Raw genomic sequence first — 18148 nt, 5'->3', positions numbered from 1 at the left:
AAAAAAGAGCCCGCTTGCGGCTCTTTCTTTCGTTTATTATTTTGATGCCAGCTGATTGCGGTCAACAGCACCTGGGGGCTGTTCCATCCATCCTTGTTCAATCATGATGTTTGCTCCATCTTCAACAAATAAACCGACATCCATTAAAAACCGGGCATACATCCCGCCGATATCCCGCCTTCCATTTAAGGAAGCACCATTCGCATATGTCCGAATTTTCATCGAAAACATATCGATTTTATGAAAAAGCATTAATTTATCGGAAAAAGGGGCAGCAGTTGACGTACTGACTAAATGATCCAATAGCGGAGGCGCCGGTAAATGATCTTTTTGCAAATGCTGTGAACAAGCCTCAATATGCTTTTTTGCAATTTCTATGCCGCGGAGCATAAATTCTCGGACTTTTTCCGTATTAGCGGTTTGACTAAATCCAATAAGCAATGCTTTACTTGTCGTATCGTTATCAATATTGTCATACAAATCAGTAATTTCCAATGCATGTAAGGGTCGGACATTGCCAAAGAATCCGTTTAGATAAGTTTGCTTTTGAATAAAATCAACTTTCTCCGGAACTGGAATCGGTGGCGGCTTCATAAGAAAACCCTCTGCGAAAAGGATATCATTAACTTTTGACAAAAGCTTGACTGTTAAATCTAATGTCTTGATAAAAAAGTCTCGGACATCTTTCCTCACAACTAACGGAACAGCGGTTGAGTAAAGACTTAAGCCTGCTTTTCCGGCATATCGTAAATAATGCAGATAAAACTGATCTTCAAATAGCCTTGGGGCCCCCAGGTTGACGTCTTTGTCGTTGAAACCAACCGGTATCGGGAAATTTTCCTCGGTAAAAAGCTTCGTAATGTCTTGTAAAATCGCCGTACTTAAATTTAACACCGTTTCCAGCACATTATTTATTTCTTCGTCCTCCACATGCTTTAAATAATAGCTTAAGACACATACTGACATAGAATTTCCCATATATGTTGCCCAAAGTTTGCCCATTTCAACTGAAGTTAATTTGTCATATACTTTGTTTTTTTCCTTCGCTGAAAGTTCGATTGGTTCATTGGTTTCCATATTAAATTCTCCTTGTTTTACTAGGATACCTTATTTTTTCAACTATGGAAAAATTATTCTAATACCTTCGCATCATTCATTAAAACAACAAAAGTCCTTTGCAAAAAAGGACTCCGTTCCTTGCAGTTTTTCTATATGACACTGTTTTTTACTGTCGGGCTATCAACGCCATCCGGATCAAAAATAAAGTTTAACGGCAAATACGTTGGAGATAAATCGCCGTTCTGCTCTCCAACTCCCTGGTTTCTCTTGTACGAAACAAATTGATCAATAAATTGATTGGGGCCAAAACTGACAACTGAGGAATGGTCAAGGGTATTCACTTTAAATCCAAGAAGATTCACCACCATTGGTGCAAAAATCATATTCAGTCCTCCTAACTACGGTTCTTTCCAACGGCTTCAAAACTGGAAGCAGAATCAATTTGATCCCGGTCATCTACAAGGCTACGGGTGCCAATAAATTCACTTTGATCGCCAAAATTCTGGCCATACCCTTGATTTTTTTTATCCGAATTATGCCATTCAGCCAATAAATTTTGACCAATGTTAACAGCTGAAGCATTTTCAAATGAATTAATTTTGATAACGCCAATATTGATGTGAATATACGGTGCTGGTGCAGGCAAATGATTCCCTCCTTCTGGCATGGAGTTTAAACAACGTTACCAGTTCGTTTTAAAACTTGGGAAATCGAGTTCTTCATCATCGATCACTACAGAAATAGGTGCGAAAACCGTTGTCTGATCAGCATTTTGTTGGCCGACTCCTTGATTTTTCTTTCCTGAGACTGCTTTTTTGATTAAAATATTCGCTCCAATTGCCGCTTTACTTAAGTGATCTTCATTTTGAATAACAATTCCACCAATTGAAATTCTGGAATGTGCAAAATTCATCATTCTTTCCCTTTCTATCTGACAACTTAATTAAGTGTATGATAGAAACTGTGCCATTATGAATGATCTAACTTTCCGGAGAATCTTCATTTGACTCTGCCGGGTCTTCAATGGGAATGTCTGAATAGATCCCTTCGGTGGCAGTAAAATGAGGTTCTCCGACTGTAGAATTTGCTTCGCCATTATCGGCTTCTTCCTGTTCAGAGGATGTGTCTGCCCCCCCTTGCAGCGGGATGGTGCCGTATGTTGCCCCAATATTTAACACTCCGCTTAACTCCTTGATCCCGACTTGTTCAATATTATTGTTTTGCTCATACTTATCCAAAAAGAATTTATCAATGTAAATTTCTTTTGGTTGAACAACTGGCTGCCCTTCGGTTTTCGGTTCTTTGAAAAACTCTTCCAACTCACTCCATTGTTTTCGGGACACGTCCAGCTGTGTCAAAATATCAATTTGTATTTGATTCACTAAAGCCAAATTGGTCTCAAGCCCCTTGATTTTTAATTGAAGTTCCTGCAATTGATCGGAATGGGATCGCACAGATTCATTTGAATGGTGGAATGTTGGGAATGAATCTGCGTGATTGTTTTGTTGTTCTTTTTGTTCAAGGTTCTCAAGTCTTCGGTTTATTTTTTCAATTTCCTTGTTTTGGGCGAGGAATTCTTTCTGAGAATTCCTTCTCAGAGGATCACTTGTGACGAAGCTGTGTTTTTTTTGGGCGGCTTCCAATTGTTCTTTTAAGGTAAGGAGCGGTCCTATTTTCGCTTCTAGCTTCAATAGCCGATTTAAATGGACTTCAAGGGTATTGATCCGTCGAACTTGCTTTTCCAATTCTATTTGTCGGTTTTTTTCGTTTTCTTCGCTTTCCCCTTTATTAAAAAATCCTTTTACTGACATAGAAATCACCATTTTTTTCCGTTTTATTAAACAAATCTCTATTCAATAATTACCGTTTCTTCAGGCGCCCGTTTTCTTTTATACCAAACCATTAACAGGCCGTTTTCAAACTTTGCCCGAATGTCGGAGGAACTTGCGGGTTCCGGCAATTCTACAATACGTTCGAAATCTCCGCTTTGTCTTTCCTGGTGAATCGGTTTGACTGGAATAAGGGACGGAAAGGTACCTTTTAGCAAAAGGTTTGTTCCGGATATAGATACGTTAAGGTTTTGCTTTTTAAAACCTGCCAAATCCGCTAACACGATAATTTCCAATTCGGTCATATAAATATCAACAGGGGGAAACGTTTTGGAATGTACCGCTTGATTGCTAGGTTCACGCGGACTACCGTTCTGAATATCGCTATTTATAAAATCGTTTACCAAGGACGAATCGGAAAACAGCTTCCAAAAATCATCTGATTGCTGTTTTTTGGCCAATTCCATCCATTTCTTAAGTTGGTCAAAATCCATGACTCCGGCCTCCTATACGTTAGGGGGAGACAAAAAGACAAGCTATATACTATCTATATTTTTTTAAGTCCAGATCATGCCTATTTCACTCTTTTTCGCAAAAAATCCAATATATATATCCATAGAAACCGGAACCAGAGTCGTTCCAAAGTTTACATAATATTATTACTGTATTGAAATAAGCATATGCCCTGTACTTTTTCCCTAAACTGGGTATATGTCTATTCCTCCCATTATTTGATACATACACTATTTTTGAATTCAAATTCAAGAGGAGCGATAAAAATGGAAAAAAAGCCCTATGTAACTGCACCAGCAGTACCTACTCAACCGTTTGTGACGGCGCCTTTGATGCCTGCACAACCTATGCCAACTGCACCCATGATGCCTGTTCAAGAGATGGTAATGCCAGCTGCACCAACTTGCCCAACTTTTTATCCACAATATACCTATGAACCATGCTGCTATCCAATGCCGATGGTCAACCCATGCTGCCCCCCTATGGTCAATCCTTGCTGCGGGCCAGTATTTGACCCATGCTGCATGCCGATGACACCATATGGACCATACGGCTTTCCTTATTAAACAGAATAGGAGAAAAAACCTTGGCAATTGTCAGGGTTTTTTTCTATCCCAATCAACGAGTTCATAGTTTACTTCCATCCAAAAAAGGATAGTTAAAGAAATAGATAAAAACCTCGGGGGTAATCTATGTGGATTCATAAACGATTTTTTATGTATGCAAGCGGAATTCTTTTAATCTTGTTAATTGTTTTTCTAGCCGGAAAGATTGACTACTTTTTTTGGCCGTTTCAAAAAATAATTACCGCTGTTTTTTTTTCAATGGTCATCTCGGGTTTGCTCTATTATCTAATGCGACCGCTCGTTCGCTTCTTTAGCAAATATATGAACAAAACAGCAGGCATCCTCCTTGCATTTCTTGTTTTTATTGGAATCGGTTATCTCTTTTTCCTAATTACAAGCACAACTGTTTCAAGCCAGATTCAACAGCTTTCCGAACAATTCCCTAAAAAAGTGGAAAGAATTTCAGATCAGTCAAAGGATATGAGCGGCCAAGTATTTGGCAATGATTCAATCAAAGTGATTGAAAAAAAGGTCAATGATTATTCCCAATCCGTTTATCATATCATTGAAAAAAATCTGCTCTATATTCTTTCCATCATTACAAATATCGCAGCTATTTTAGCAGTGGTACCGTTCATCGTCTTCTATTTGTTGCGCGACGATGAAAAAATAAGACCCAAGCTTTTAAACTATCTGCCCGAAAATCACGTAGAAGAAGGCAACCGAATTTTACTAGACATTGATAAAACATTATCTACCTATATCGTTGGCCAGCTTCTTATTGCAGTTTCGGACGGAATTTTTCTCTACATTGGTTTTCTGATTATCGGGTTGAACAACAGTCTTATTTTAGCGCTTTTAGCAATGGTCATGATGGTTGTACCGTTTATCGGCCCCATTATTGGCATTGTTCCTGCCGTTCTAATGGCCCTGCTACAGTCCCCCTTTATGGTATTGAAAGTGATCCTTGCCGCCCTTGCGGCACAGCAGCTTGACGGGAACCTCGTTACGCCGAAGGTTATGGGAAGCCGTCTTGACCTGCATCCTTTGACTGTTATTTTTCTGCTAGTATTTGCGGGATCCGTATATGGCTTTATTGGCATCCTGATTGCCATTCCCCTTTATTCAATTGTAAAAGTAACCCTTAAAAACTTGATTAAGTTTTATAAACTAAGAAAATTGGATATCTATTAATGGTAGCCGTTCTGCCTGAAAAACAGGCAGTTCCGTTTTCTTTCTTATTCCAAAAGTTCACAGTTTGTTAGGCCATTCCGAAAGGCTCTTGATCCGGTTGGTATTTGTCATCCATTGGATAAAGATGCTTTACCAGCTCCATTCGAATCAATTCGGGTATTCTCTCTGTCTTTTGCGTTGTGAAATTAAAATTGACATAGATCGATGATCCTTTTGCACAACATTTGCCATCCTGGTGAATTTCTTCATCGATCTTCAAGCTGGTGTTTCCGATTTCTTTAATCCACGTTTTTACGGTTACTTTTTTCCCATAATAGAGCTGCTGAATGAAATCGACATCAAAATGAATGATGACCATCCGCCAATTTTGAAACGATAAATCGGGGGTAAATAATTTAAATATCTCTTCCCTTCCTGCCTCAAACCAGACAGGTATCGTGGTGTTATTGATATGGCCTGCACCATCTGTCTCCGATACTCTCGGCACAATGATCGTCTCAAACATATAATCATCCCTTCTTCCCCTCTTCCTTTTTGTATTCCACTTTTCAAGCAAATTTCCTTCTTTCTCTGGCATTTTGGTTAGTGTAGGAATATTCGGGGAAATAAAGGATTATCGATTTAATAGCACGAATTAAAATGGTGACAATAATTTATTTGCCAACGCAAATCGGAACAAGGAGGAGAAGTTGTGGAAACAAAAGGATTATTTTTAAATGGTAAATGGATGTTAAAAGAACGGACCTATCCCTTGTATGCACCGTATAGCGGTGAACAGCTTGCTGAAATTAGCAAAGCGGATGCCAATGATGTAGAGGAAGCAATCCAATCTGCACATCAGGCTTTTCAAGAACTGCGGGAAATACCAGCATACAAAAGAGCGGAAATCTTGTACCGGGTTGCGGAGTTAGTGAAAAAAAACAAAGAAGAACTGGCCAAAATCATTGCGCTTGAAGCTGGTAAACCGATTCGCGCAGCACGCGCAGAAATAGACCGAACAGTTGCCACCTATCAATTTGCTGGCGAAGAAGCAAAGCGGATTTACGGTGAAACCGTTCCAATGGATGCTGCTCCCGGAGGCGAAAATCGGCTTGGAATGACATGGCGCGAACCGCTTGGCGTTGTGGCTGCGATTACCCCTTTTAATTTTCCATTCAATTTAGTCGCCCATAAATTGGGGCCTGCTTTCGCTGTTGGCAATACCGTTGTTCTAAAACCAGCGAACCAAACACCGTTAAGCGCTTTAAAAATTGCAGAAATCTTCCAGCAAGCAGGTCTTCCAGACGGTGCGCTTCAAGTGGTTACAGGCAGCGGCAGTGAATTAGGGGATATTCTTGCTACCCACCCGCTGATTAAAAAAGTTACCTTCACTGGTAGCCCGGAAGTTGGAAAAGAGATCAAAGCAAAAGCCGGCTTGCGCAAAGTAACGCTTGAACTTGGATCCAACTCTGCGGTAATTGTTGAACCTGCAGCAAACTTGGAACCGATTCTTGCCCGCTGTGTTGAGGGGGCGTACGCTTATGCAGGCCAAGTCTGTATCTCGCTGCAGCGGATTTTTATTCATGAATCAATTTACGGAGAATTCAGCAAACGCTTCAGCCAGTTGACCAGTCAAGTTAAAGTAGGCGATCCACTCGATGAAGAAACGATGGTCAGTGCGATGATCCATGCCAAGGAAGCGGAACGGATTGAATCATGGGTGGCGGAAGCTGTTGGTGAAGGAGCAAAAATTGCTTCAGGAGGAAAACGAAGCGGTGCCAGCTTCGCACCGACTGCACTAGTCAATGTGTCAAAAAACATGAAAGTATGCTGTCAAGAAGTATTTGCCCCTGTCGTTACGATGATTCCATATCAAAATCTCGATCAAGCAATTAGCCTGGTCAACGACTCCAACTATGGATTAAACGTTGGGATTTTTACCGAAGACATCAATAAAGCCTTATATGCAGCGAAAAAAATCGAGTCTGGGGGAATCATTATTAACGATATTCCAACGTTTAGAGTGGACCATATGCCTTACGGAGGAGTAAAGGAAAGCGGCTACGGTCGTGAAGGCATCAAATATGCTGTTGAAGAAATGACCGAATTAAAATTTGTGACGATTAAAACGTCAATCTAAATAAAGGAGGAATCCAATTGACTGTTTCAAAGCTTATTTTCACTCCATTAAGCTATACTGGCTGGGGATCCCTAAAGCATTTAGTTCCGGAAACAATGAAATACAAGCCCGGTAAAATTCTCATTGTCACCGATCCGGTCCTTGTTTCACTTGGTATCGTCAGCCGAGTAATCGATCCACTTGAACAGAAAGGCATTTCTGTGACAATCTATGCGGACATTGTTCCGGAACCGCCGCTTGAAACAGGGGAAAAACTCGTGCAATTCACACGGGAAGGTCATTTTGACATGGTGATTGGTATCGGCGGCGGGAGTGCTTTGGATCTAGCGAAGTTGGCAGCTGTTCTCGCAGGCCATGAAGGGAATGTAGCTAGCTATTTGAACTTAACTGGGACAAATCAAATTACAAAAAAAGGCCTGCCGAAAATTTTAATCCCTACTACATCCGGGACAGGTTCGGAAGTCACCAATATTGCGGTTCTATCGCTTGAAAGCACAAAGGATGTTGTCACGCATGATTACTTGCTGGCAGATGCTGCAATTGTTGACGCAGAGTTGACAGTATCCCTTCCAGCAAAAGTAACGGCTGCAACTGGGGTTGATGCGCTTACTCATGCGATTGAAGCCTATGTTTCTGTAAACGCGAATCCGGCAACCGATGGTCTTGCACTGCAGGCGATTCGTTTAATCAGCAGTGCTATCCGAACAGCAGTACTGGACGGAAGCAGCCGGCAGGCGCGGATCGATATGAGCTATGGGAGTTATATTGCGGGCTTAGCTTTCTTTAATGCCGGGGTTGCCGGTGTCCATGCTCTCGCCTATCCACTTGGCGGCCAGTTCCATCTTGCCCATGGGGACTCTAATGCTGTGCTTCTGCCGTATGTAATGGGTTATATTCGGGAAAGCTGCGAAAAGCGAATGGTGGATATTTTCATTGCATTAGGCGGAGACATTGCAAATTTATCGGAAGATGAAGCATCTAGAAAATGTGTGCAGGAATTGAAACAATTGGTTCGCGATGTCGGCATTCCGAATACGATAGCTGAATTTGGCATTCCCGAAGCTGCTCTACCAAAGCTTACTGAGGATGGAGTGAAGCAAAAGCGGCTGTTAAACCGCAGTCCGCTCCCGCTTGGCAAAGAGGATATATATGCAATATACAACGCCGCATATCATGGAAGGCTAATTGAACCGCAGGCAAACACTTCGGCTAAATAATAGGATATGTGAAGCCGATTCAACAGAAACAAAACGGTGCCCGTACGATGGGCACCGTTTTAATATAAGATTTTTTAATTCAAGAACTTCCGAAAAAATAGTTTCCATTTGCTGTGATGGCACTCACAACATTTACAGGATTTTCCCCTTACAATGAAAGAGAGGTGATTACAAACATGAAAAAGAATTGGTCAATTTCTCTTGAACATGACGAATATGAAACAAACATTGAGCTTGTGCTAGAGGATGCACTTAATGCTGTAGCCGAGACATCCGGCGGTTTTTATGTAAACCTCGTCACCCCTGCTGTATATGGCAATCCCGACGAATATTTGACAGATGTATTAAACTACCAATTTGGTTCAGCGATACGAACAAAATTTATTGATCAATGCGGATGCGGCGGATATGTTTTAAGAGTATGGAAAGTAGGCTAAAAAGCTTTGAAAACCAAAAGCTTTTTAGCCACCATCTTAAATCAAGTCGTTTCCCGGCTGAATTTTCGCTTTTGGATAAAAATCAACCGGGAGGAAAGCCCAATGCCGGCTGCCAGCAAGCCAATCGTAAGGCCGATCCAATACCCCGATGCACCGAGATTCACTACGTTGGCTAACAGATACCCAACTGGTAAACAGATTAACCAATAGGCAATTAATGTCATGATAAATGCCAGATTAACGTCTTTGTAGCCCCTCAATGCCGCTTGAGCGGTTACTTGAATAGCATCCGAAATTTGGAAAAATAAGGCGTAAATAAGAAATTGACCTGTTAATGCAATGACTGCTGCTTCGTTCGAATACAGACCTGCGACCTGATTGCGAAATAAAACAACAAACACACCGGTAACGATGGCAATCACTACGGCAAGGAACAAACCAAGCCAGCTGTAGTCCCTAGCATCGCGAAAACGCTTTGCACCAACCTCATAGCCAACCAAAACGGTTAATGCAAGCGAAATGCTATAGGGGATCATATAAAGAAAAGACACAATGTTTAACGCGGATTGATAGGCTGCAATTGTGGTAACATCATACCGGCTGATGAGAATCGTAACAATCGCAAAGATGCTTGTTTCAAAAAAAATCGATAAACCCATCGGTACACCAATTTTTAAAATTTCCATGCATTTTGCAAATGAAAAATTTTTAAAATACAAGAATTTTACATAACCCGCAAACGGTTCTTTCGTTTTTACAATGATGATCGTAATCATTAGAATGACCCAATAGGTGAATGAAGTGGCATAGCCTGCACCTGCCCCGCCAAGCTCAGGAAAACCCCAGTGGCCAAAAATCAATACATAGTTCAGAAATAAATCAATTGGCAGTGAACTCAATAAAATAAACATAACGATCCGGGTTTTTCCTAACGCATAAATGAATGACCGTAATGCATTAAAAATAAAAAGCGGAAGAACCCCTAAAGCCAGTCCAAGCAAATAGTTTTTTGCGACTGTTTGAACGCCCACTGCTAAATTCATTGTTGCAAAAATGGAATTTAACAGTAAAAACCCGCCAAATAGAACGATGGCGGAAATGGCGATCGCCAGGTAAATTCCATGTACTAGGACAGAAGAAACTTCCTTGTGCTGTTTTTGACCAAAACGCTGTGCAGCAATTGGGGACACAGCAAGCAAAATTCCGCTTAATCCGGTAAAAACAGGATTCCAAATCGAAGAGCCAATGGCAACTCCTGCTAAATCTGTAGAGCTGTATCTACCTGACATCGTCGTATTAAAAAATACCATCGAAAACATCCCGAGCTGTGTTATTAAAATGGGGATTAATAAAATAATAATTTGCTTCAACTTCTCACGTAGCGTATATGTCTGCACCATCGTAAACTCCTCAAAATAACAGCAAAATTGGATCCCATAGAGACCCAAATACTATCATACTCGAATTTACATATATTTTCTAGATTAATTGAATAAGACCTTACCCAAGATGGACAAGGTCGGATGAAACATCTTTACTTTTCATGTGGCTGCAACGCTTTCTGAAGCATTGTTCCTTCTTTTGCATAGTTGATATGCCATGAAAATGCTTTTTCCAAAATATGAGGGGTTTGACCACCTCGGTTAAGCGCTTCATAGTAATATTCTCTTAATTGTGAACGGTACAGTGGATGGGCGCAGTTCTCAATGATCAACTCAACACGTTCTCTTGGAGCTAAGCCACGCAAATCAGCGTATCCTTGTTCAGTGACAAGCACATCGACATCGTGTTCTGTATGATCAACATGGGAAACAAATGGTACAATGCTAGAAATTTTACCGCCTTTTGCTATTGACTTGGTCACGAAAATTGCCAGACGGGCATTTCGAGCAAAGTCACCTGATCCACCAATCCCATTCATCATTTGCGTTCCGAGCACATGAGTAGAATTCACATTTCCGTAAATATCCGCTTCCAACGCAGTATTAATTGAAATAAGCCCTAAGCGGCGTATGATTTCTGGATGATTCGAAATTTCTTGAGGACGAAGAACAATCCGGTCACGGTATTTTTCGAAGTTACCAAGAACCTGTTTCATTTTTTCCTCGGACAAAGTAATCGAGCAGCAAGAAGCAAAGTTGACTTTGCCTGCATCAAAAAGATCAAATACTGCATCCTGAAGAACTTCAGAATACACTTGCAACTCTTCAAATTCCGAATCCAACAGTCCGTGGAAAACCGCATTTGCCACCGAACCAATCCCCGATTGCAGCGGTGCCAGCCGATTCGTCAGCCTGCCAGCAACAATCTCTTTCCGCAAGAAATGAATCAAATGACTGGCCATTGTAACCGTTTCTTCATCAGGCGGGACAATTGTCGACGGAGAGTCGAGCTGGTTTGTAAATACAATGCCTTTGATTTTCTCGCTATCAACAGGGATCCCAATCGTTCCAATTCTGTCCTCTGGCTTCAGTAACGGGATCGGCTTGCGTTCCCCCTGTTTTCCCGGATCATAAATATCATGAACCCCTTCTAGCATTTCCGATTGTGCCATATTGATTTCGATAATAACTGATTTTGCATGCTTTGCAAACACACTGGAATTTCCAACTGAGGTTGTCGGTATTACTACGCCATCCTCCGTAATCGAAACCGCTTCCAATATTGCGAAGTCAATAGGCTCCAATACATCCGCACGCAGCCACTCAGCGGTTTGGGATAAATGGTGATCCGTAAAATACAGCTCTCCCTGATTGATTTTTTTCCGCATTGTCGAATCTGCCTGAAATGGAAGGCGTTTGTTAATCATTCCAGCTTCAGCAAATATTTTGTCAATGTCGGATCCCAACGAAGCTCCAGTATAAATGTTCACTTTTAGCGGTTCTTTCTCCGCTTTTTTTACGAGTGCAAAAGGAACTGCTTTTGCATCACCTGAGCGTGTAAATCCGCTCAACCCCAGTGTCATCCCATCATGAATCCAGGAAGCTGCCTCTTCAGCAGATACGATCCGGTCATAAAGACGTCGATCCCTTATACGACTGTATTGTTTCTCCACTTTTCATCCCTCTTTCTTCCCCTTTGCAGACATTGTAAACGATTTCATGCAGATCGAAGAAAAAAAAGGATAAAATTAAAGAAAAAACGGGTAAAACAGAGAAATTTAACCTTAAAGCAGGAAAATTCAGAATCCGAGCAATTTTCTAAAATAAGCTGAATAGGATTGGCTAACTGGGATTCGAGCTCCATTATTTATTTCCAACAGAAAAGTTGAGTGAGTATCCGGAAATATCTCTTTTATAAAGTGGACGTTGACAATAAAGGAACGGTGACATCGAATGAAAAAATCCTTTGGCAAAAGATATTCAAATTCTGATAAAGGGTATTTATGTGTCCCGGTTATGTTATCAGCGTAGACAAACGTTTTGCGGTCTTTTGCCTCTATGTACATAACATTTGAGAAAGGAACGGGTATCCAGCTATAATGCTACATATAAACTAGACAATAAAAAAGGAGTTTCTTAGTTGTATGTCAACCACTCGAAGAAAGTTTAACCCAGAAGAAAAAGCGCAAATTGTACTGGAAATCCTAAAGGAAGAAAAGTCAGTTTCACAGCTCGCTTCTGAGCATGGGATCCATACCAATGTCCTCAACCGGTGGAAATCCGAGGTGGTACAAAACCTCTCACAGCTGTTTGTTGATGATCGTAAAGGTATCACCAAAATGAAAAAAGAATATGAACAACAAATCAATGAACTCTACGCCGAGGTTGGTAAGTTAACCACCCAATTGTCGTGGCTTAAAAAAAAATCTGGCCTCTAACTTTACTCGTGAAGAGCGTATTGATCTCATAGAATGGGATTGCTCCGAACACTCCATCCTCGTACAAGCGGATTTACTTAATCTAAACCGCACCAGTCTTTACTATAAGCCGGTCCCTCCCTCTCCGGAGGAAATTCGCCTCAAGCACCGGATTGATGAGCTATACACAAAGCATTCTTTTCTGGGCTATCGAAAGATAGCTGCCATTATGAATCGAGAAGGGGATCTTATTCACGAAAATACAGTAAGAAAGTACATGCGAGAGATGGGTATTATGGCTATCTATCCCGGTCCGAACCTTAGCAAACGGGATCTCCAGCACCGGATCTACCCCTACCTACTTCGAGGGCTAAACATTACTCAGCCCGACCAGGTTTGGAGTGTGGATATCACGTATATCCGGATGAAGCAAGGCTGGATGTACCTCTACGCCATCATGGATTGGTATTCTCGCTTCATTGTGGATTGGCAATTGGATCAAAGCCTTGAAATCGGGTTCGTATTAGAGACTATGAGAAGGGCGCTAGCCAAACGCAAACCCGCCATTATTAACAGTGATCAAGGGAGCCACTTTACCAGCCCACAGTACACAGATTTGCTAAAGGAGAACGAAATCCGCATCAGCATGGATGGCAAAGGCCGTGCAAAGGACAACATCGTTATAGAACGGTTCTGGCGTAGCCTGAAGTACAATGAGATTTATATCAACGACTATACTAGCCCGCGAGAAACGAGGCAAGGTGTGGAACGCTATATCCATCTACACAACCACTACTTACCACACCAGTCATTGGATAACCATACACCAGCTGCTGTGTATAACCGGGATGTTGTACTGTTATCCACATGTGAATAACAGTAGCGGTGTTCGTCAAGAAAGTTGTCTTATATTTATATCTAAACTTAAAAAATCCTACCGCGCTTCGCTTGCTGCCCTCTTCATAAAAGATTCGTTCTAACGAACCAATCTTTTATGAAGAGGATGAAATTTTACCAACATTTCAGCGCTTTGGGGTGATCTTGGGTGTAGGAGGAAACCATTTCTCCCACGCCTTCGCTTATACTATGTCCTCCACCTGTGGACAATATCTAATTGGCGCTATTCCCCTCAATTTCCATACAGGAAGAGGAGATCAAGACCCTTGTATTATAGAAATATCTAAGTAATTTAATCTTGTATACACCTTAATTTTTCAAAAAAACTGTCTTGACTTCTTGTAGCACCATATAGCGTGTATGCTGAAACCTTAGTGATGGATTGTACTCCTGACCAAAGATATCTTCCAGCATCCGGGCTTCCGCCTCTTCACGCCGTTTACGCTCCGCCAATTCTTCCGCTTTCTTTTTCTCTCTTTCTATTACATTTTTTTCAAAAATTTCTTGATGCAGACGTGGATCAAATGGGACGGTTGCGAGCGCCAATAAATCAGATACATATTCCGCCCTTACTTCCTCGAGTATTTCTAATGAAAGGTTATAAACTCGATCTGTTATACTTTCACGGACAAAATCCTCCGTTATTTCTTCATAAAACGTATCTTCAAATTGGTTAAAAATTTCCCGCGGAAGCTTTCCTAAAACAAATTTTGGCAAAAAATCATTAAGGAAGTTGAAAATGAGTTCTACATAAAGATCGTAGTAGGTTTCATATTCAAAAAAGGTTCTGTCCCAATCAATTGTTTGGTGAATACCACCTGTTACTTCATCGAAAAAAGAATCCATAGTAGTATAATTTTCCACCTGGAACGGTCCTTGCTCTTCCAGTTTTTCTTCCAATGCCAAAAGATCATCAATATCCTGATATTTTACCTTCGAATTGAAATCTGTTTGTAATTGTTTTGCTGCAAAATCCCTGACGTGCAAGTAGAGGAGCATACTTTCTTCATCTACCATAAACTCCGCTGCTTGTTCAATCTTTTCTTGAAAAAGCAATAGTTCTTCTCTTTTTCTCTCTTCCAGCTGCCATTTTTTATAATTTTCACGTGCTTCTATATAGCGATTTTCCCAATCTTCCCGCTTTTCTTGAAATTTTTTTAATAGCCATGTTCTTGCATCAAACGGACTATATGAGCGCATCTCATTGCGGAACAAGCGATTGATTCGCTTTCGATCCATTCCCTCAATTTCTAACCCCTGATTCTTTAAAAAGTCCTTCTTCTCGCTTCGAGGGACATCATTCGTAACTTTGTTCAGCCATACGTTTAACCATAACTGCTCGATATAGAGGCTACGGTCTTCAAGATATTGCTCAAAAGGCGGCAGTGTTTCTGCACACTCTAAATACGCATAAATGTCTTCCAAAATTTTTCGTTTTGTCTGTTCAATGGCAAGGGGATAAACAGATGCCAATTTACTCAAAATGTACACCACCATTTTTCAAACCAGGTTGTTACCTTATTTTATCACTTACATCCAGCAGGAACAAGCGTTCTGTTTATAAATTATGGTTTTGACAATACTTGTTCACTAATTCTTCAATTTGATCCGTTTCTGGAAATTTTCCTGAAAATGAAAATGGAATTTCTTCAATAAATCTTTCCTTATTATAAACGTGAATAGCACCGTTTTGGCTAATCACACTATATTCAGGGATAAACCTGTAGCCGCTTCGTTCAATTGCTCCCAAGTTCAGACCTCCTAGTACCTTAGTCTTCATTAGTATGGCTGAAAAAAGCCGGCAAATTCCAAAATAAAAGAGACTGTGCTTGTAAGCACAATCTCTTTTTTACCTTTTTAGAAGGTTGAATACACTGCTTTATTCTGTTTGATTGTTGCTTGCGCGGCAGCGAGACGGGCGAGTGGAACCCTGTATGGGGAACAGCTGACATAATCAAGTCCCGTTTTGTAGCAAAATTCAATTGAGTTTTTTTCACCGCCATGCTCGCCACAAATTCCTGCCTTTAATTGAGGGTTTGTTTTACGGCCAAGCTGAACACCGGTTTCCACAAGCTTGCCTACACCTTCTTGGTCAAGAACGGCAAATGGGTTTTCCTGCAAGACCTTTTGTTCAATATACGCTTGCAAAAACTTTCCTTCAGCATCATCACGGCTATAGCCAAAGGTTGTTTGTGTTAAATCATTTGTTCCAAAAGAAAAGAAATCCGCTTCTTCGGCAATTTGATCAGCTGTTAATGCTGCCCTCGGAACTTCAATCATTGTACCAATCGTATAATTTATTTCGATTCCTGTTTCATCTTGTACCCGTTTGCCACAAACAGTGACCAATTGGCGCATTTTCTTTAATTCATTTACATGGCCGACAAGCGGAATCATAATCTCAGGATTTACGTTCATCCCTTTTTCCGCCATCTTTGCCGCAGCATAAAAAATGGCTTTTGCCTGCATTTCATATATTTCCGGGTGAATCATACCAAGACGGCAACCGCGATGTCCAAGCATCGGATTAAACTCATCCAACTGCCTTACTTTTCTCAACAGCTGTTCTTTCTTGTGTAATTCTGGTGAATCCGGTTCGGTTAATTGCAGCCTAGTCACATCGATAATTAATTCTTCTTTATCCGGTAAAAATTCATGAAGCGGCGGATCAAGCAACCGAATCGTAACCGGGTGTCCCTTCATTGCTTCAAAAATTCCTTCAAAATCCCCTTGCTGCATTGGAAGGAGTTGATCGAGGGCTGCCATCCTTTCTTCACTATCTTCGGCTAAAATCATTTTTTGTACAATCGGAATTCGTTTACTATCCATAAACATATGCTCCGTCCGACAGAGGCCAACCCCCTCTGCACCGAACTCAAACGCCTTCCTTGCATCCTCCGGATTATCGGCATTCGCTCGGACCCCCATTTTCCGTTCTTGATCTGCCCAGGCAAGGAGAAGCTGGAATTCATCCGAAAGTTCAGGCTCAATCATTGGGATTTCTCCTGACATGATTTCTCCTGTTGAACCATCAATTGTCAGCACATCCCCATAGTGGATGACCGTATCGCCAACACTAAACTTTTTACCATGCAGATCTATCTTTAACGCTTCGCAGCCGCAAATGCATGCTTTGCCCATTCCTCTTGCCACGACTGCCGCATGGCTTGTCATTCCTCCACGGCTCGTTACAACCGCTTGGGCAGCGACGATCCCGTGAATATCATCCGGGGTTGTTTCCGGGCGCACAAGGATGACTTTCTTGCCTTTATTGCTTAACTGTTCTGCTTCATCTGCATCAAACACAACCTGCCCTGTTGCCGCACCGGGTGATGCCGGAAGCCCTTTTGTTAACAGCACCCGTTCATGTTTTTCATCAATGCGGCGATGCAGCAGTTGGTTTAATTGATCAGGATCAACGCGAAGCAATGCAGTTTTCTTATCTATAATCCCTTCTTCCACCATATCAACGGCAATTTGTATGGCAGCTTGTGCAGTTCGTTTTCCTGTGCGGGTTTGTAAAATAAACAGCTTGCCTCGCTCGACCGTAAATTCAATGTCCTGCATATCATTATAGTGCTGTTCCAACTGACGGCATGTTTCGGTAAATTGCCTGTACACCTCTGGCATTTCATCTTCTAAGGTAGCAATCGGCTGCGGTGTCCGGATTCCGGCGACCACATCTTCCCCTTGCGCATTCACTAAGTACTCACCGTAAAGCACTGCTTCCCCTGTCGATGGATTTCTTGTAAAAGCAACTCCCGTACCACAGTCGTTACCCATATTGCCAAAAACCATACTTTGAACATTAACAGCAGTGCCCAAATGATCAGGAATTTTGTTTAAGCGGCGGTAAACAATCGCCCGCTGATTGTTCCAAGAATCAAATACGGCATTGATTGCCAAAAAAAGCTGATCCTTTGGGTTTTGCGGAAATTCTTTTTTTGTATGTTTTCGAACAATTTCTTTATACGCTGCAACGACTTGCTGCCAATCTTCTGCAGTCAGCTCTGGATCAGCTGCATAGCCTTTTTCTTCCCGTAATTCTTCAAGAAATTGTTCAAAATAGAAAACATCAACTTGTAAAACCACATCGCTGAACATTTGGATAAAACGGCGATAAGAATCGTAAGCAAAACGCGGGTTATTCGTAAGTGTTGCAACCGCTTCGACCGTTTCGTCATTCATCCCAAGGTTTAAAATCGTATCCATCATACCCGGCATAGAAAAAACGGCGCCAGAGCGAACCGAAACGAGGAGGGGATCTTTCGGATCACCAAGTTTCTTGCCCATTCGTTCCTCCAACCTTGCTAATGATGCAAGAGTTTGCTTTTCCACTTCGCTTGGTATCTTTTTTCCTGCCTGATAATAAGCATTGCAGGCTTGCGTTGAAATGGTAAAACCGAACGGAACTGGCAGACCGATTTTTGTCATTTCCGCCAGATTCGCCCCTTTTCCGCCTAAAACATCTCGCATTCCGCTGTTGCCTTCATTAAATAAATACACATATTTTTGCAT

18 protein-coding genes and 1 pseudogene are annotated in these 18148 nt (G+C 41.4%); 6 read left to right on the top strand and 13 right to left on the bottom strand.

What is annotated here, in order from left to right; genetic code table 11:
* Nucleotides 1-36 precede the first annotated feature (36 nt).
* From ACQYAD_RS11315 to ACQYAD_RS11290, 6 genes are all read right to left on the bottom strand, one after another.
* The gene (locus ACQYAD_RS11315; RefSeq protein ID WP_430238226.1) at nt 37-1077 is read right to left on the bottom strand and encodes a DUF3231 family protein; all 1041 of its coding nucleotides are present in this window, start codon (nt 1075-1077) and stop codon (nt 37-39) included.
* A 131-nt stretch (nt 1078-1208) separates the two neighbouring features.
* On the bottom strand, nt 1209-1442 hold the full coding sequence (locus ACQYAD_RS11310; RefSeq protein ID WP_430238224.1) for a hypothetical protein: 234 nt from the start codon (nt 1440-1442) through the stop codon (nt 1209-1211).
* A gap of 11 nt (nt 1443-1453) precedes the next feature.
* Entirely contained in the window at nt 1454-1705 is a 252-nt protein-coding gene (locus ACQYAD_RS11305; protein WP_430238222.1) for a hypothetical protein, read from the bottom strand.
* A 36-nt stretch (nt 1706-1741) separates the two neighbouring features.
* Nucleotides 1742-1975, bottom strand: a complete 234-nt coding sequence (locus ACQYAD_RS11300; RefSeq protein ID WP_430238220.1) for a hypothetical protein — start codon at nt 1973-1975, stop codon at nt 1742-1744.
* Between the two features lie 64 nt (nt 1976-2039).
* A complete protein-coding gene (locus ACQYAD_RS11295; protein ID WP_430238218.1) occupies nt 2040-2870 on the bottom strand; it encodes a hypothetical protein in 831 nt (276 codons plus the stop codon).
* 38 nt (nt 2871-2908) lie between these two features.
* Nucleotides 2909-3382 carry an Hsp20/alpha crystallin family protein gene (locus tag ACQYAD_RS11290; RefSeq protein ID WP_430238216.1) on the bottom strand — a complete coding sequence of 158 codons (474 nt, stop codon included), beginning with the start codon at nt 3380-3382 and terminating at the stop codon, nt 2909-2911.
* Nucleotides 3383-3667: 285 nt separating this feature from the next.
* Here ACQYAD_RS11290 and ACQYAD_RS11285 point away from each other — a divergent pair, with 285 nt between their 5' ends.
* Complete coding sequence (locus ACQYAD_RS11285) at nt 3668-3967, top strand: hypothetical protein (protein ID WP_430238214.1); 300 nt, start codon at nt 3668-3670, stop codon at nt 3965-3967.
* 126 nt (nt 3968-4093) lie between these two features.
* Complete coding sequence (locus tag ACQYAD_RS11280; protein ID WP_430238213.1) at nt 4094-5161, top strand: AI-2E family transporter; 1068 nt, start codon at nt 4094-4096, stop codon at nt 5159-5161.
* A 67-nt stretch (nt 5162-5228) separates the two neighbouring features.
* Here the strand turns inward: ACQYAD_RS11280 and ACQYAD_RS11275 are convergent, their stop codons facing one another.
* Nucleotides 5229-5666: an acyl-CoA thioesterase gene (locus ACQYAD_RS11275; RefSeq protein ID WP_430238211.1), complete on the bottom strand. Its 438-nt coding sequence runs from the start codon at nt 5664-5666 to the stop codon at nt 5229-5231.
* A gap of 186 nt (nt 5667-5852) precedes the next feature.
* On the opposite strand from ACQYAD_RS11275, the gene ACQYAD_RS11270 reads away from it, so the two are divergent.
* The 3 genes from ACQYAD_RS11270 to ACQYAD_RS11260 all read left to right on the top strand — a co-directional run bounded on the left by ACQYAD_RS11270 (nt 5853) and on the right by ACQYAD_RS11260 (nt 8934).
* On the top strand, nt 5853-7280 hold the full coding sequence (locus ACQYAD_RS11270) for an aldehyde dehydrogenase family protein (RefSeq protein ID WP_430238209.1): 1428 nt from the start codon (nt 5853-5855) through the stop codon (nt 7278-7280).
* A 17-nt stretch (nt 7281-7297) separates the two neighbouring features.
* The gene (locus ACQYAD_RS11265) at nt 7298-8497 is read left to right on the top strand and encodes an iron-containing alcohol dehydrogenase (RefSeq protein ID WP_430238208.1); all 1200 of its coding nucleotides are present in this window, start codon (nt 7298-7300) and stop codon (nt 8495-8497) included.
* 176 nt (nt 8498-8673) lie between these two features.
* Nucleotides 8674-8934: a CGCGG family rSAM-modified RiPP protein gene (locus ACQYAD_RS11260; protein ID WP_430238206.1), complete on the top strand. Its 261-nt coding sequence runs from the start codon at nt 8674-8676 to the stop codon at nt 8932-8934.
* Between the two features lie 41 nt (nt 8935-8975).
* Here ACQYAD_RS11260 and ACQYAD_RS11255 read toward each other — a convergent pair whose 3' ends face one another.
* From ACQYAD_RS11255 to ACQYAD_RS11245, 3 genes and pseudogenes are all read right to left on the bottom strand, one after another.
* Nucleotides 8976-10334: an MATE family efflux transporter gene (locus tag ACQYAD_RS11255; RefSeq protein WP_430238204.1), complete on the bottom strand. Its 1359-nt coding sequence runs from the start codon at nt 10332-10334 to the stop codon at nt 8976-8978.
* A 134-nt stretch (nt 10335-10468) separates the two neighbouring features.
* Nucleotides 10469-11989, bottom strand: a complete 1521-nt coding sequence (locus tag ACQYAD_RS11250) for an acetyl-CoA hydrolase/transferase family protein (RefSeq protein WP_430238203.1) — start codon at nt 11987-11989, stop codon at nt 10469-10471.
* A 126-nt stretch (nt 11990-12115) separates the two neighbouring features.
* A pseudogene (locus tag ACQYAD_RS11245) lies at nt 12116-12409 on the bottom strand (LytTR family DNA-binding domain-containing protein); the annotation flags it as partial.
* A 51-nt stretch (nt 12410-12460) separates the two neighbouring features.
* On the opposite strand from ACQYAD_RS11245, the gene ACQYAD_RS11240 reads away from it, so the two are divergent.
* A protein-coding gene (locus ACQYAD_RS11240) for an IS3 family transposase (RefSeq protein WP_430234555.1) occupies nt 12461-13610 on the top strand; the annotation gives its coding sequence in 2 pieces (ribosomal slippage) (nt 12461-12735 and nt 12734-13610; 1152 coding nt in all).
* Between the two features lie 329 nt (nt 13611-13939).
* On the opposite strand, the gene ACQYAD_RS11235 is transcribed toward ACQYAD_RS11240, so the two are convergent.
* The 3 genes from ACQYAD_RS11235 to ppdK form a co-directional block, all read right to left on the bottom strand.
* The gene (locus ACQYAD_RS11235) at nt 13940-15112 is read right to left on the bottom strand and encodes a hypothetical protein (RefSeq protein ID WP_430238202.1); all 1173 of its coding nucleotides are present in this window, start codon (nt 15110-15112) and stop codon (nt 13940-13942) included.
* Between the two features lie 76 nt (nt 15113-15188).
* On the bottom strand, nt 15189-15380 hold the full coding sequence (locus ACQYAD_RS11230; RefSeq protein WP_430238200.1) for a YbxH family protein: 192 nt from the start codon (nt 15378-15380) through the stop codon (nt 15189-15191).
* Nucleotides 15381-15487: 107 nt separating this feature from the next.
* Nucleotides 15488-18148, bottom strand: coding sequence for a pyruvate, phosphate dikinase (gene ppdK / locus ACQYAD_RS11225; protein ID WP_430238198.1), 2661 nt, complete (start codon nt 18146-18148; stop codon nt 15488-15490).

The sequence above is a fragment of the Neobacillus sp. SM06 genome, from assembly GCF_050496765.1.
Lineage (GTDB): Bacteria > Bacillota > Bacilli > Bacillales > Cytobacillaceae > JAEVLT01.
This window is presented reverse-complemented; position numbering and strand designations above follow the sequence as displayed.

What these genes read in the sequence shown, in the direction of transcription:
- ACQYAD_RS11315 (WP_430238226.1), bottom strand. Translation starts at nt 1,077, where the DNA reads ATGGAAACCAATGAACCAATCGAACTTTCAGCGAAGGAAAAAAACAAA.
- ACQYAD_RS11260 (WP_430238206.1), top strand. Translation starts at nt 8,674, where the DNA reads ATGAAAAAGAATTGGTCAATTTCTCTTGAACATGACGAATATGAAACA.
- ACQYAD_RS11310 (WP_430238224.1), bottom strand. Translation starts at nt 1,442, where the DNA reads ATGATTTTTGCACCAATGGTGGTGAATCTTCTTGGATTTAAAGTGAAT.
- ACQYAD_RS11295 (WP_430238218.1), bottom strand. Translation starts at nt 2,870, where the DNA reads ATGTCAGTAAAAGGATTTTTTAATAAAGGGGAAAGCGAAGAAAACGAA.
- ACQYAD_RS11275 (WP_430238211.1), bottom strand. Translation starts at nt 5,666, where the DNA reads ATGTTTGAGACGATCATTGTGCCGAGAGTATCGGAGACAGATGGTGCA.
- ACQYAD_RS11300 (WP_430238220.1), bottom strand. Translation starts at nt 1,975, where the DNA reads ATGATGAATTTTGCACATTCCAGAATTTCAATTGGTGGAATTGTTATT.
- ppdK (WP_430238198.1), bottom strand. Translation starts at nt 18,148, where the DNA reads ATGCAAAAATATGTGTATTTATTTAATGAAGGCAACAGCGGAATGCGA.
- ACQYAD_RS11290 (WP_430238216.1), bottom strand. Translation starts at nt 3,382, where the DNA reads ATGGATTTTGACCAACTTAAGAAATGGATGGAATTGGCCAAAAAACAG.
- ACQYAD_RS11255 (WP_430238204.1), bottom strand. Translation starts at nt 10,334, where the DNA reads ATGGTGCAGACATATACGCTACGTGAGAAGTTGAAGCAAATTATTATT.
- ACQYAD_RS11285 (WP_430238214.1), top strand. Translation starts at nt 3,668, where the DNA reads ATGGAAAAAAAGCCCTATGTAACTGCACCAGCAGTACCTACTCAACCG.
- ACQYAD_RS11280 (WP_430238213.1), top strand. Translation starts at nt 4,094, where the DNA reads ATGTGGATTCATAAACGATTTTTTATGTATGCAAGCGGAATTCTTTTA.